This is a genomic window from Synechococcus sp. PROS-9-1 (assembly GCF_014279775.1).
In the GTDB taxonomy this organism is placed as follows: domain Bacteria; phylum Cyanobacteriota; class Cyanobacteriia; order PCC-6307; family Cyanobiaceae; genus Synechococcus_C.
The window spans coordinates 1480176-1493255 of sequence record NZ_CP047961.1; the positions used below are offsets into that span (position 1 = coordinate 1480176).

The window sequence follows — 13080 nt, forward strand, 5'->3', positions numbered from 1 at the left end:
AAACCGAGTTAGACAGCGGTGACGGTTGACTCACATCCTCCGCGTCACATTCGTGCAGGAGAGGGCTGGCTCCACTTCATCGTGAGGACGAGCAATGATGTGAGCAGCCACAAGTCCATCTCCAACCCGTTCACAGGCATCAGCGCCTGCGCGCACGGCAGCATTCACCGCTCCGGTCTCGCCACGGACCATCACCGTGACGTATCCACCGCCAACGTATTCACGACTGATCAGCTGCACTTCGGCAGCTTTCGTCATTGCATCGGCGGCCTCAATTGCAGGCACCATGCCTCGGGTCTCAATCATGCCAAGGGCAATACCAAACGCACGCTTCGGAGTAGGGCTCGCAGAAGCCTGAAGGGAGGATCCTTTTCCACTGCCTCCGCTCGTAGGTGTTCCTCGCGAAGCGCTGCGAGAAGGGGATCTCGTCGCAGGAGCAGATGCGCTCGCGACAGGCTTCACATCAACAGTTGCCTTTGCTGCCGCTGAGGTAGAGGTAGCCGCTTTGGTAGCAGGTGTTGATGCAGCGGAGTCTGCGCTGGAACGACGACGGGGTGAAGGAGAAGGAGTGGCCATTGGATGGATTGGGTTGAGGTGGGACGGAGAGCGAAACGTGAATTAGTTATCCATCTGGCATCCAGTGGTCGATGATTCCACCGATGGTGAGGTCTGTGAGCACAGTGTTGTCGGGACAGGCATGGCGTGCGGCAGAACCACTAGCGGTAAACACCCAGTTGCCTTCTCGAGCGCCAACGGGATCCACGGCAACGAGTTTTTTACCCTTGTTGTTTTCAAGAATTCGCAGGTGCATATGGTCCAAACCGCCGACGCGGTAAGTACAGATCAGAGTCCCCATCACCTGCATAATTTCCATTAGCTCTTCGCCTCGTTCGCTGTAGACGATGGATTCGGTGGGTCTGGATCCCAATGGTCAATGATCCCAACAATTGTGAGATCGCTGGGATAAGACTTACTGCCTGCAGCTTCCCTAGCTGCAGAGCTACTAACACAAATCACCCAATCACCTGGCTTCGCGCCAACAGCATCGACTGCAACCTTTTGGGTGCTGCCGTCTAGAACAACCTGAAGGTGCTTGTGTTCGAAATCAGGAATGCGATTGGTAGAAACCAGTGGCTTGATGACCTTGACGATAAGCATGATCAGTGAGCCTCCTGAACTTCAGGATCGAGTGTGGACCCTACAATTTCTGCAGGAGAGGTTTGACTTCGATCTCGGATAGTTAAACAGGTATGGAGTAAACCATCACGAACCAGTTCTGAGTATCGATTTGAAATTGCCGAATCAACTCTCTGACAATCTGAAATAGCTCGTTCACGCGCACCAGGAACGGAACTGGAATAATCAAAACGGATCACAACGGGAATAGGCAGATCACGAGAAACATTTAAGCCTTTGAAAATTTTTACACCAACATCTAAATCTGGTGCACCCTCTTCGACGGTGTCCAAGTGAGCAAAATATGTGAGGTTGCGTAAATGGACTTCTTTGAAACCAATGCCGACACCAATAAAACGTTCTGCATGGCCCGCATCTGGATACGAACCACCATGAAGCTCAGTCACGTAATCAATCTGAGAAATATTGTTAGCGATTAAACGAGTAAGCAAGGACACCATTCCCGAGTCCATCGCTCCTGGCGCACCAGATTCAATAGCTTCAGCGATCTGGATCAATGCCTGATCAGGAGACATCGTTGAAGTTACCGCGTAAAGATCTTGAGCAGACACCCATCGATCTAACTGAGTTGAACTGTCGCTTGCGGGTGGATGAACCCTGATCGCATCGGTATCGGTATCGAGTCCAATCAACAGCAAGTCAACGGATGCACCACAACAAAAGCTGTTTTCAACAGCTTGACGGAAGTCAAGAAGCCGCTGATATCCGGCAGAGGCCGCCAATTTGTCGTCACTTCCGTGGGCAGCGCAGCCTTGATGACTGGGATCCAAGGAGCTGAAGTGATAGGTCACAACCTTGAGATAACGGGTGTCTTGGCTGGCAGCGTTAGGGATGGACTCGAGATAACGCCGGTGTTCAGTCTTGACCCATCGGTTAACCGTATTTTCAACGTCAAACATGGCTCCAGCATGGGAGCGGCGACGCACTGAGCTGAACGGAATGCGTAGGGCATAAGCAATGGAATGAGCTAGCCGACCATCCGCACAAGGGGTTACATCAAGGAGATGGAAACCGCAATCAAGCAGAAAGTGCTCAAAAATGTTTGCCGCTTCACTGCCTGAAGAGGCAGCGAGAGGATCGTTCTGAAAAAAGGAATCACTAAAGACACGGTGCGACTCAAAAACACACCACGCATAGAGCGCTCTCATGTCCAAAGGACGAACCCAGGCACGCTCAAGAATGTGCTTAGGAAGGTCAAAGCCAAGTTCCCGACGCGCTAAAAGCTGTGCCTGATCAATAAAGTCAGCGTGATGTTGCAGCGCTGAAATCTTTTGAAGGAGAGGAACGATCCTTTCAAAGCGCCCTTTAACTTCCAGTTCGTAGGCCTGCAAATGCTCATTAGCAACCGGATCCGTTAAGGGATGCCGGCGATTAGAGACCAGACGGTTGGCTGAAGAAACAGTCCTTGACGACTTTTGATCGCGACGAACCCAGCCAGGTTGTTGAGGTACTGAACGCCTGCTGTCTTGGCTTGTTCTGACACGACCGGCGCCGAGCGTGCCTTGAGCCAAGACAGCTCCCTTACCCGATGTCGTGAGCGCTCTTCGTCTTTCAAGAGAGGCTGCGCGGGCCGAAAGCGGATTGGGATCAGCTTGCGTGAGTTCAGAGAAAGCCGAAGACTCCGCTCTCTCTTCTTGCAGCTGACGTCGCGTCGGAGCGGAGGGGGACAGAGGTCGCCCGCCGCGGGAAGGCACAGAGCGGACCATCAGTTGATCAGCCCCGTGCTCCGCCTGAGACGGTAATCAGTGAACCCTTAGAGGTATTTCCACTGGAACCCGTTACGCGACTTTCAGGCCATTCAGACTGCTCGTTGCGCTTTCGTTCGAAGGGGGGCATGGCTGCCATCGCGCCAGAGCGACTTGGATTCCGACGACGAGCCGAGACTCCTTCGGTCCCTGTTACGTGTTCACCACGATCCCAGTCATCACCAGTGACTTTGGTGGACGAACCTTCACCGGTGACCCGAGAAGCAGGTTCTTGAGCCGCGACTTCAACCTCAGGGGTGGTGGGTTGAAATTGACGTTGGCCTTGTCGTTGGCTGTGAAGCTCCTGAAATTCGCGATTATCGAATCGGAATTGTTCCGTGCCGGTGATTTTGCCACCGGCCAAATCAAAAGGGCCTGTAATACGGCTGCTGTCTTCGTAAGCGGTACCAGTAACGCCTTTGCTGGTCTCACGCTGTTGCTGTGCAGCACGGGCAGGAGAAACCACGCTGAATCGAGTCCAACTCGACCCTTCTGGTGATTGCCCATGCGTATCTGTTCCTTGGGGTGCCTCAGCACCACAAGCTGCTGAGAGCTGATCGGAACCGATATAAGGCGTACCGGTCACAGTTTCACAAGCGCCGCGTTCGCCGCCTGTCATCACTCCTCCAATACCTGGTTGCAGGCCTGTCATCGGGGAGGAAGGTGTACCGGGGCGGACGGGAGTCCGTTCGCGAATCGCCTGAACGGCTGAGTTACCGCAGTAATTGCCGGCTTGCTCGAGACCTGCGTAGGGCGTTCCTGTTACTGCTTTGCAGCTTCCGGGCTCATCACCCGTGACCTTTTCGGAACGCCCTGTACGCGTGCCGCTAACAACTTGATTCCGATTGGTGACGCTGAATCCAACCTTGGCAGCTTCTGGATCGGGCTTCGCTCCGCAAAATGAATTGACCTGTTCTGAACTGATGTATTGATCACCAGTCACTCGATGACAGGATCCGAATTCATCTCCAGTGACATTTGAGGAACGGCCAACCATCGTGCCGGTCACGCCTGTTCCAGAAAGGGTTTCAGACAGACCAACCTTGGTGGCTGGGCGTCCTTCGGGCAGAGGCTCAGATCCAAGATATTGATCACCCGTCAGGCTGCGGTTTGCGCCGGCCTCGTTACCAGTGACATTGGAGGCCTGGCCAACCATGACACCACTAATGGGCCTGCCCTGTTGGCTTTGGCTGTGGCCAACTTTGCGAGGCGAGGGATTCATGCCTCCGCAATAAGCAGCGCTTTGGTTCGCCGAAATGTATTCAGTACCTGTAACGCTTTTGCAGGTGCCGGGCTCATCCCCAGTCACTTTCTCCGAACGACCAACCTCGTTGCCTGTGACCCGATTGCCATGGCTGGTGGCAGACACACGAACCTTGGCGGGTGTTGTTGGCGTTGGAGCGCTCTGACAGAAAGTCTGAAAGACCTCTGCACCGAGATATTCAGTACCCGTAATCGATCGACAAGTGCTGGCTTCGTTGCCCGTCGTCTTGACGGAGCGATTCGCCTGAGTGCCAGTCACAGTCTGGCCTCCAGTGGTCTCTGACTCACCCACCTTCCAGTGAGCATCAGCGGAAGCGGCTTGCTTGGATCCGTTCCGATTCGGGCCAGTTGGACGTGTGACTCCAGCGCTTTGCTTGCTACGAGCTCCGGACTTCGCACGAAGCTCACGCACTTGCTGAGCCAGCTCTCGACTGGTGAGGTCAGGATTCGCCTGACGGGCCACTGCAGCAGCGCTTGTAGGTTGTTTACCAGCTGTTTTCCCGTGTTTAGACATCGCATCACGACGAGCTAAAACGAGTGCACGGCTCGGATTATCAATGGCACGACGCTTTGGAGCTTTGCTGCGGCGGGAGGGATTTTTGGTTGAAAGATCGACAGATACCGCCTGACGACTCAAGCGCGTTGGCGGTTCAGCTGCAGGGACTGGTGTGGATGTCGTTGTCGATGTATTACGAGCGACCTCAGCTCGATTTCTATCTTTGGTTGTATCTGCTGATTTCCCACGGCGTGAAAGGGCCTCTCGGCGAGCCAGAACGAGCTCGCGGCTTGGTTGGCTAACGGGTTTCACCCGAGAACGATGGGACCCTGAAGAAGAGCTCAGTGTTTGATGTCTTGGTCGCTCTGAAGCGACGGGGGTTGCGGCTTGTGAAGGGGCTGCCGCAATTGGATCTGCGTTGGTGCGCGTCTTACGGGCATCGTCGGCCGACCGAACGCGATTCGCACCTGCTGAAACAGCAACGGATGCCTTTTTGCCAGCAGTGGTGAGAGCCTTACGGCGCTCGAGTGCTAGTTCGCGACTAGAGAGTCTTGCCATGTCCGCCCGAGAATGTCGTCGTGAGTTGAAGGGAACAAGTCCCTACAGGAATTGTTGAGCCCTGATCTAGTCAGGGCTCGAAATCGTGAAGCCGAAGGATCAACGTCCTTCGAAAACCACGAAGCAGGAACCTTGGCCCTGGGTGTAGGCGTCGTAGCCAACGATGCGAACGTGATGGTCGGGGTATGCACGATGGCAAGCCTCGAGTTCACTCACAACAACGTTGAGGTCCTTCTCACCGAAGAAGGGGAGCTTCCAATAGGACCAGTAAGTGGCCATGGAATTGGAAGGGTGGACGTGCTCAACGAGCGGGCTCCAACCTTGGGCAATGATGTAGGCGATCTGGTCATAGATCTCGTCCTGAGTCATCGGCGGAAGGAAGCCGAATGTCTCCAGGGTGGCGACTGTTTGGTAGTCACCCACGGTGCTCTGAAAAGGCATGGGGATCACGCTTAAAAAAATGGTTTGGCCGGATCAAATTTTTCCGGCCGGAGTCATATCGAGGTTCGGTTAAAGGGTGAACAAGTCACCCCTTGCACCGATCACTGAACGTCGAGCTTGTCGACGGTGTCGAACTCAAACTTGATCTCCTTCCAGGTCTCGAGAGCGATGGCCAGCTCAGGGCTGTGCTTACCGGCTTCCATAAGGATGTCGCGGCTTTCTTTCTCGATCTCACGACCAGCGTTGCGTGCCTTAACGCAGGCCTCGAGGGCCACACGGTTGGCAGCAGCACCAGCTGCGGAGCCCCAGGGGTGACCGTGGGTACCACCACCGAACTGAAGGACGGAGTCGTCTCCGAAGATGGCAACCAGTGCTGGCATGTGCCATACGTGGATACCGCCGGAAGCAACGGCGAACACACCAGGCATGGAACCCCAGTCCTGATCGAAGAAGTTGCCGCGGCTGCGATCTTCAGGAACGAAGGATTCGCGCAGTTGGTCGATATAGCCGAGGGTGGTCTGACGATCACCTTCCAACTTGCCGACCACGGTGCCGGTGTGGAGTTGGTCACCACCTGACAAACGCAAACACTTGGCGAGTACGCGGAAGTGAATGCCGTGCTTGGGATGACGGTCAATCACAGCGTGCATCGCACGGTGAATGTGGAGCAGCATGCCGTTCTTACGACACCACTTCGACAAACCGGTGTTGGCTGTGAAGCCACCAGTGATGAAGTCGTGCATGATGATCGGCTGGTTGAGTTCTTTAGCGAACTCAGCGCGCTCGTACATCTCTTCGGGGGTGTTAGCAGTCACGTTGAGGTAGTGACCCTTGCGCTCGCCCGTTTCCTGTTCAGCAATCTTGATAGCTTCCGCAACGAACTCGAAGCGGTTCTGCCAGCGCTGGAAAGGCTGAGAGTTGATGTTCTCGTCGTCTTTGGTGAAGTCCAGACCGCCGCGAAGGCACTCATAGACAACACGGCCATAGTTCTTACCGCTCAAGCCAAGCTTTGGCTTGATGGTGCAACCCAGAAGAGGGCGGCCGTACTTGTTCATCCGGTCACGCTCAACGGCAATACCGTTTGGCGGGCCTGCGCAGCACTTGATGAACGCAATCGGGAAGCGAATATCTTCCAGACGCAGGTGGCGCAGAGCTTTGAATCCGAACACGTTGCCGACCAGAGAGGTCAGAACGTTGGTGATTGAACCCTCTTCGAACAGGTCGAGGGGATAAGCGATGAAGGCATAGAACGCCTCCTTGTCACCAGGAACGTCTTCGATGCGGTAGCAACGCCCTTTGTAGAAGTCGAGGTCGGTGAGGAGCTCGGACCACACAGTGGACCAGGTACCAGTTGAAGATTCAGCGGCAACAGCAGCTGCAACTTCTTCTTTAGGAACACCTTCTTGGCCGGTGCATTTAAAGCATGCCAGCAGGTCGGTGTCTAGGGGAACGTAATCAGGAGTCCAGTAAGTGTCTCTGTACTCCTTGACGCCAGCGTCGTACTTCTTGCTCATGGATTAATCCGTTAAGTCGGGTAGGGAAATGAGAGGCTCAACCCCATCAGGGGGTTAACAGCTGATCTCAGTCCTTCTGTCCGAGGAAGTTGCCGTTGCCAAGTGCTGGCTCAACTTCGCGATGAGGGCGAGCAATGATGTGCGCCGCTACGAGGCCGTCGCCGACACGTTCGCAAGCGTCTGCACCTGCACGCACTGCCGCGTTCACTGCACCAGTTTCGCCACGCACCAAAACGGTGACGTAGCCACCGCCGACAAATTCACGACCAATCAGGCGCACTTCAGCAGCCTTGGTCATTGCATCAGCTGCTTCGATCGCTGGGACCAGGCCGCGTGTCTCGATCATGCCGAGAGCGATACCCATGGTTTCGTTAGCCATTGCCTACCGAGTAAGGGGGGTGGAATGTTCGCCCAGGACATTGGTCTGCCAGAGGGCAACTCGTCAAGCGGTTTGGGCTCTTTTCAAGATCATTGTCCATACTGAACCTCATAAGCATTACTGATCACCCTTGCCCGCACTGATCTGAAGCCCTGTGCGGGTTCGGGTGAGCACACCAACACAAGCGGTGGGCAAGGGAGGTCAAACCCCATATCTTTTCCCTCGAAGCAAAGTTTTTCGCGCAAGCGGAGTGGAATGTTCAACCCAGCTGAGCTTCATTTTCGAATCTGATCGATATTTTTACCCTTACCCCACACAATGGGACTCACTCGACCCCCTTCAGTGCTCACACTGACGATTGCTAGCGGCAATCCAAGCAAAGTTGCTGAAATTGAGGCGATGCTCGGGCCTCTCCCACTCATGGTGGTGCGCCAACCTTCAGAGCTCGATGTTGAAGAGACTGGTACGTCCTATCTCGAAAACGCTCTGCTCAAGGCTTCTGCCGCCGCACAACTCACAGGGACCTGGTCTCTGGCAGATGATTCCGGGCTAGAGGTTGATGCCCTTAATGGGGCTCCTGGCCTCTACACAGCACGCCTCGCGCCCACGGACGACGAAAAGATCTCCAAGTTGCTGCGGTCCATGGCTGATCAGCCTTATCGCAGCGCTCGTTTCCGCAGCGCCATGGTGCTTTGTTCCCCAGATGGAACCTCGATTGAAAGCTCGGAAGGGATTTGTTGGGGTGAACTACTCAAATCTGCTGCCTACCCAGGTGGTGGCCTGGAGTCACTCTTCTGGCTTCGCGAAACACGATGCAGCTACGGCGAAATGACAGCGGCTCAACTCAGTCGGCTTGGCAGCCGCGGAAAAGCAGCCAGAGAAATGGCTCCTCGCTTACGTCAGCAATTAGGTGTTCGTTGAGCACCACTTCGATCGTGAAAGTGGATCAGCCGGCTAACCCCTTCACCTTGCCGAACAATTGCGATTGATCGTTTCAATCGCGCGCATCGCCGCAGCCGCAGCCTCTTCAACATCACCTTCTCTCCCCGCAAGGGTGAGACGTCCAAACGCCCCAACCGCTTTCACATCCACCAACGTGATGTTCGAGGACTTTTCAGCTTCATTCGCAGCAATCAAAACGTAGCCAGCAGGCTCTGTTTCGAGAATGAACATGCTCATTCCTGCTTCGATCATCGATCCCCTGCGGTTCAAACGATTGATGAGGACGGCATGATCAGGGGTGATGGCACGAATCACTTCTGTCCAACTGACATCGGCAGGTGTTCGTCGTTCAATCGCACTGCCAATCGCTTCAAGGACCACATCACCAGAGTGGATCACCGTGCTCTGGTCTCGGTGATAGAGAGCCATGGAGCCAAAGGCACGCTCAACCACCATTTGGCCAAGACGCACATTGCTGGCCTTGAGAGCAATATCTGTGACTCGATGCACCGCCATCCCTGGGGAGACTTCCATCCAGAGACAGGCATCACCTGGGATCGGCAAAAAACCCTGACTCACCGTGCCCATATAGGCAGCGAGTTGGGGTTGAAGAGAGTCGAGAAAGACATAAGTGCGCAGCTCAATGGACTGCACATGGCTGTTTTGTCTCAACAGCCGTGGGGATTCGCTGTCGGTGGTGACAACACAGCTAGCTCCACTCGCCGAGGTATGCACCTCAGTTCCGGTGACGAGAGCGCTTCCGCCTACTCGCCGCTCCCGGGCATCGAAGCTGGCGAAGCGATTCATTGCGGCGATGTTACCGGAAGGAAGCTCACAAAATGCGTCTCACGACTTGCATCAACCAACGGAACCGATACCGTCCGCGCAAATCGGGAGTGCAGCATGGCAGCCAATCAAACCCATAGCCCAGAAACAACCTCCTTGAGTTCTGAGCTCAGCGCCGAGCAAGCTCTGGGAATGATCGGAATGGGCTTAATGCAAAAGCTCAATCAGGAAGGCCCCGGTCGTTGGATTTGGAGCGATGCTGAGGATGGTGGTGCTGCCAATCTTGTTGAGCTGCGCCAGAGACTCGAACTGACATCTCTTGCGATTAAGACAGGGGCTCCGTTGAGTACGGCGGAAGTTACCCAATTGATTGGGATCCGACCAGGTTCGGAACAAGTTGAAAGAGGAGGCGTTCGCGCCACACGTTTGAGCAGAAACGTGTGGCGTCTAACCCAAATCGGCATGGATTCATCTCAGTCAACAAGTGGATTCGGAGACGATCGTTTCCGTCGTCGCCTTTGAACCGCTCCGTTGATTGACATCATTCGGAATCAGCGTTTTCGGGGGCCTTCGTTCTTCTAATTATCAAAAGAGCCATCGTCGTTTGCATCCGTTAGCTCTTTAAATTCGAGGCCTTGGTTTTGGCATGCTGCTCGTGAGAAGCAAACACAGGCTCAGTTGAGAGCTTTGGAGTTTAGTTTCAGCCTGATCAAGCGTGGCGAGAGCTTCCTTTAGCGACTTACCAGCCTCAGCAAATGCTTTAGAGACGAGAGCGGAGTCTGTCCAACTGGAAATCAACACCGATCCCGAAGATTTTTGTTAGGTCTGACCACTACGTGATTCTGGCGTCATCGTGACGTATAGAACCTGGCTTAAAAGGGATGAGCGTGAATCTGCTCAAGGAAACAGGACCACGGGAGGTGTTCTGTGGTCTGACATCGATCGTCTGGCTGCACCGCAGGATGCCTGATGCATTTTTCTTGGTGGTGGGCTCACGCACCTGCGCCCATTTGATTCAAAGCGCTGCTGGGGTGATGATTTTTGCTGAGCCTCGCTTTGGAACAGCAATCCTGAGCGAACGCGACTTAGCAGGCCTCGCCGATGCTCAAGACGAACTGGATCGCGTCGCTCGTGAGCTTCTGGAACGAAGGCCAGAGATCCGCACCTTGTTTTTGGTGGGGTCATGCCCCAGCGAAGTGATCAAGCTGGATTTGGCGCGGGCAGCAGAACGGCTCAACGATGAGTTGAGAGGCCGAGTGCAAGTCGTGAATTATTCGGGGAGCGGAATTGAAACCACGTTTACCCAAGGAGAAGACGGAGCACTTTCAGCTCTAATTCCCCTCCTGCCCTCAACAGATCAACGCCAGCTGTTGATGGTGGGAACGCTCGCCGATGCCGTCGAGGATCGCCTCATTCACCTCTTCGGTCGGATTGGCATCGACTCGGTTTGCAGCTTGCCCCCTCGCAAGTCCACCGAACTGCCCGCTGTTGGGCCAGGGACAACGGTCTTGTTGACCCAGCCGTACCTCACGACAACAGCACGCTTGCTTCGCGATCGTGGTGCTCGCGTCCTGACCGCTCCCTTCCCTTTGGGTGCTGAAGGAAGCCGCAGCTGGATGGAAGCCGCAGCGAAAGACTTTCAAATCAACGCAGATCAAGTCGCCTCCGTGCTCGATCCTCTGGTAGCTCGCGCCCAAAGCGCTCTAGCTCCACATCGAGAAATCCTGAATGGCAAACGAATTTTTCTGCTGCCTGAGTCTCAACTCGAACTTCCGCTAGCTCGTTTCTTGCAGAGAGAATGCGGCATGGAACTGGTGGAAGTAGGGACGCCCTACTTGAACCGCGAGCAGATGGCTGAGGAGCTAGCTCTTCTCCCTGAGGGCACCACTGTCATGGAGGGGCAGCATGTAGAGAAGCAACTGGATCGTGTCCGTGCCGCTCAACCCGATCTCGTGGTCTGCGGCATGGGGCTTGCCAATCCGCTCGAAGCGGAAGGAATCGCCACCAAGTGGTCGATTGAATTGGTCTTTAGTCCCATTCATGGCATCGATCAGGCCGGAGAGCTGGCCGAGTTGTTCTCCCGCCCGCTCAGACGACGCGAACTCATTCGCCAAGCGCTGAACCCGCCCAGTAGCGCCCCCATCGACTCTGACCCTGTTCACGCCTAAAGCCATGCAACTCACCCTCTGGACATACGAAGGACCACCTCACGTCGGTGCCATGCGCATTGCGGCATCAATGGAAGGTGTCCATTACGTGCTGCACTCCCCCCAGGGCGACACCTATGCCGATCTCCTGTTCACGATGATCGAGCGGCGAGATCAACGACCTCCCGTCACCTACACCACCTTTCAAGCCAGAGATCTTGGCGGTGACACCGCGGAACTGGTGAAGCGCCACGTCAGAGAAGCGGTTGATCGCTTCCAACCCGATGCCCTCCTGGTTGGCGAAAGCTGCACCGCGGAATTAATCCAGGACCAAGCCGGCGCTTTAGCGAACAGCATGGGATTGAGCATGCCGGTCGTGAATTTAGAGCTGCCGGCCTACAGCAAGAAAGAGAATTGGGGTGCAGCAGAAACCTTCTATCAACTGATTCGTACTCTGCTGAAAGATCAGGCTCCTGCTGAGCTCACGCATGACCCCAAGGCATGGCAGCAGCAGGGACGTCGTCCCCGCGTGAATCTGATGGGTCCTTCGCTGCTCGGCTTTCGCTGTCGTGACGATGTCCTCGAAATTCAACGGCTGCTAAGCATGCATGGCATCGACGTGGGGGTGGTCGCTCCGTTGGGAGCCACGGTGGCAGATGTGCATCGACTCCCAGAAGCCGACCTCAATGTGTGCCTCTACCCAGAGATCGCGGAATCCAGCTGCGCTTGGCTCGAGCGCAGTTTTGGAATCCCATTCACCAGCACCGTGCCGATTGGCATCGGCGCAACCCAAGACTTCCTTGTTGAAATTCACAATCTTCTGGGGATGACACCACCTTCCCCTCAAGCGGGAATTCGTCAGTCCAGGCTGCCCTGGTACTCCGAATCCGTCGATTCCACCTACCTCACAGGGAAAAGGGTGTTCATCTTTGGAGATGGAACCCATGCCTTGGCAGCAGCAAGGATCTGCAAAGACGAGCTCGGCTTTGAAGTGGTTGGCCTCGGCACTTACAGCAGAGAAATGGCTCGACCCGTGCGAGCGGCAGCGAAAGCGATGGGACTTGAGGCCCTCATCAGTGATGACTACCTCGAGGTCGAGGCAGCGATGGCCGCAGCAGCACCAGAACTGGTACTCGGCACCCAAATGGAGCGGCACAGCGCTAAACGACTGGGCCTGCCGTGTGCAGTGATCAGCACACCGATGCATGTCCAAGACGTGCCGGCCCGCAACAGTCCTCAAATGGGCTGGGAAGGCGCGAACGTGATCTTCGACAGCTGGGTGCACCCGCTGATGATGGGCTTAGAGGAACACCTCATCGGCATGTTCCGGCACGATTTTGAGTTCGTGGATGGCCATCAAAGCCACCTTGGCCATTCGGGAGGGTCTGGAGCTGTTGCAGAAACGGAGGCCGCTGTCAGCACCCTCAAGGAGGAGCTGGTCTGGACTGCGGATGGAGAAGCTGAGCTGAAAAAGATCCCCTTCTTCGTTCGGGGAAGAGTACGCCGAAACACCGAAACATTCGCCAAATCCAAAGGCCGAAACCAAATCGACAGCGAAACGCTTTACGACGCGAAAGCCCACTTCAGCGCCTAGCTACCAAACAAACCATTC

General features: G+C 55.2%; 13 protein-coding genes. 4 read left to right on the forward strand and 9 right to left on the reverse strand.

The genetic code is table 11. The features are described from left to right. Positions 1–30 precede the first annotated feature (30 nt). The 8 genes from SynPROS91_RS12320 to SynPROS91_RS07985 all read right to left on the reverse strand — a co-directional run bounded on the left by SynPROS91_RS12320 (position 31) and on the right by SynPROS91_RS07985 (position 7593). Entirely contained in the window at positions 31–576 is a 546-nt protein-coding gene (locus tag SynPROS91_RS12320) for a BMC domain-containing protein (protein ID WP_304623023.1), read from the reverse strand. 46 nt (positions 577–622) lie between these two features. Further along, positions 623–874 (reverse strand): carboxysome peptide B, encoded by a 252-nt coding sequence (locus SynPROS91_RS07955; RefSeq protein WP_186515947.1) that lies wholly within the window; start codon positions 872–874, stop codon positions 623–625. Further along, entirely contained in the window at positions 874–1158 is a 285-nt protein-coding gene (locus SynPROS91_RS07960) for a carboxysome peptide A (protein ID WP_186515948.1), read from the reverse strand. The genes SynPROS91_RS07955 and SynPROS91_RS07960 overlap by 1 nt, the downstream gene beginning before the upstream one ends. A 2-nt stretch (positions 1159–1160) precedes the next feature. Next, a complete protein-coding gene (locus SynPROS91_RS07965; protein ID WP_186515949.1) occupies positions 1161–2903 on the reverse strand; it encodes a carboxysome shell carbonic anhydrase in 1743 nt (580 codons plus the stop codon). 7 nt (positions 2904–2910) lie between these two features. Continuing rightward, positions 2911–5259 (reverse strand): CsoS2 family carboxysome shell protein, encoded by a 2349-nt coding sequence (locus tag SynPROS91_RS07970; protein WP_186515950.1) that lies wholly within the window; start codon positions 5257–5259, stop codon positions 2911–2913. Between the two features lie 99 nt (positions 5260–5358). Then, the gene (locus tag SynPROS91_RS07975; protein ID WP_006853347.1) at positions 5359–5700 is read right to left on the reverse strand and encodes a ribulose bisphosphate carboxylase small subunit; all 342 of its coding nucleotides are present in this window, start codon (positions 5698–5700) and stop codon (positions 5359–5361) included. A gap of 101 nt (positions 5701–5801) precedes the next feature. Then, entirely contained in the window at positions 5802–7214 is a 1413-nt protein-coding gene (locus tag SynPROS91_RS07980; protein ID WP_186515951.1) for a form I ribulose bisphosphate carboxylase large subunit, read from the reverse strand. 67 nt (positions 7215–7281) lie between these two features. After that, the gene (locus SynPROS91_RS07985; protein WP_006169870.1) at positions 7282–7593 is read right to left on the reverse strand and encodes a BMC domain-containing protein; all 312 of its coding nucleotides are present in this window, start codon (positions 7591–7593) and stop codon (positions 7282–7284) included. A 318-nt stretch (positions 7594–7911) separates the two neighbouring features. On the opposite strand from SynPROS91_RS07985, the gene SynPROS91_RS07990 reads away from it, so the two are divergent. Then, the gene (locus tag SynPROS91_RS07990) at positions 7912–8514 is read left to right on the forward strand and encodes a non-canonical purine NTP pyrophosphatase (protein ID WP_186515952.1); all 603 of its coding nucleotides are present in this window, start codon (positions 7912–7914) and stop codon (positions 8512–8514) included. Between the two features lie 42 nt (positions 8515–8556). Here the strand turns inward: SynPROS91_RS07990 and SynPROS91_RS07995 are convergent, their stop codons facing one another. Next, positions 8557–9342, reverse strand: coding sequence for a BMC domain-containing protein (locus tag SynPROS91_RS07995; RefSeq protein ID WP_186515953.1), 786 nt, complete (start codon positions 9340–9342; stop codon positions 8557–8559). Positions 9343–9438: 96 nt separating this feature from the next. Here SynPROS91_RS07995 and SynPROS91_RS08000 point away from each other — a divergent pair, with 96 nt between their 5' ends. The 3 genes from SynPROS91_RS08000 (at position 9439) to SynPROS91_RS08010 (ending at position 13062) form a co-directional block, all read left to right on the forward strand. Beyond that, positions 9439–9843: a hypothetical protein gene (locus tag SynPROS91_RS08000; protein WP_186515954.1), complete on the forward strand. Its 405-nt coding sequence runs from the start codon at positions 9439–9441 to the stop codon at positions 9841–9843. A gap of 359 nt (positions 9844–10202) precedes the next feature. Beyond that, entirely contained in the window at positions 10203–11489 is a 1287-nt protein-coding gene (locus SynPROS91_RS08005; RefSeq protein ID WP_186515955.1) for a ferredoxin:protochlorophyllide reductase (ATP-dependent) subunit N, read from the forward strand. Positions 11490–11493: 4 nt separating this feature from the next. Continuing rightward, entirely contained in the window at positions 11494–13062 is a 1569-nt protein-coding gene (locus tag SynPROS91_RS08010) for a ferredoxin:protochlorophyllide reductase (ATP-dependent) subunit B (protein ID WP_186515956.1), read from the forward strand. Positions 13063–13080: the final 18 nt, after the last annotated feature.

What these genes read in the sequence shown, in the direction of transcription:
- SynPROS91_RS08000 (WP_186515954.1), top strand. Translation starts at nt 9,439, where the DNA reads ATGGCAGCCAATCAAACCCATAGCCCAGAAACAACCTCCTTGAGTTCT.
- SynPROS91_RS07980 (WP_186515951.1), bottom strand. Translation starts at nt 7,214, where the DNA reads ATGAGCAAGAAGTACGACGCTGGCGTCAAGGAGTACAGAGACACTTAC.
- SynPROS91_RS07995 (WP_186515953.1), bottom strand. Translation starts at nt 9,342, where the DNA reads ATGAATCGCTTCGCCAGCTTCGATGCCCGGGAGCGGCGAGTAGGCGGA.
- SynPROS91_RS07985 (WP_006169870.1), bottom strand. Translation starts at nt 7,593, where the DNA reads ATGGCTAACGAAACCATGGGTATCGCTCTCGGCATGATCGAGACACGC.
- SynPROS91_RS07965 (WP_186515949.1), bottom strand. Translation starts at nt 2,903, where the DNA reads ATGGTCCGCTCTGTGCCTTCCCGCGGCGGGCGACCTCTGTCCCCCTCC.
- SynPROS91_RS07975 (WP_006853347.1), bottom strand. Translation starts at nt 5,700, where the DNA reads ATGCCTTTTCAGAGCACCGTGGGTGACTACCAAACAGTCGCCACCCTG.
- SynPROS91_RS07960 (WP_186515948.1), bottom strand. Translation starts at nt 1,158, where the DNA reads ATGCTTATCGTCAAGGTCATCAAGCCACTGGTTTCTACCAATCGCATT.
- SynPROS91_RS08005 (WP_186515955.1), top strand. Translation starts at nt 10,203, where the DNA reads ATGAGCGTGAATCTGCTCAAGGAAACAGGACCACGGGAGGTGTTCTGT.
- SynPROS91_RS07990 (WP_186515952.1), top strand. Translation starts at nt 7,912, where the DNA reads ATGGGACTCACTCGACCCCCTTCAGTGCTCACACTGACGATTGCTAGC.
- SynPROS91_RS07955 (WP_186515947.1), bottom strand. Translation starts at nt 874, where the DNA reads ATGGAAATTATGCAGGTGATGGGGACTCTGATCTGTACTTACCGCGTC.
- SynPROS91_RS08010 (WP_186515956.1), top strand. Translation starts at nt 11,494, where the DNA reads ATGCAACTCACCCTCTGGACATACGAAGGACCACCTCACGTCGGTGCC.
- SynPROS91_RS07970 (WP_186515950.1), bottom strand. Translation starts at nt 5,259, where the DNA reads ATGGCAAGACTCTCTAGTCGCGAACTAGCACTCGAGCGCCGTAAGGCT.
- SynPROS91_RS12320 (WP_304623023.1), bottom strand. Translation starts at nt 576, where the DNA reads ATGGCCACTCCTTCTCCTTCACCCCGTCGTCGTTCCAGCGCAGACTCC.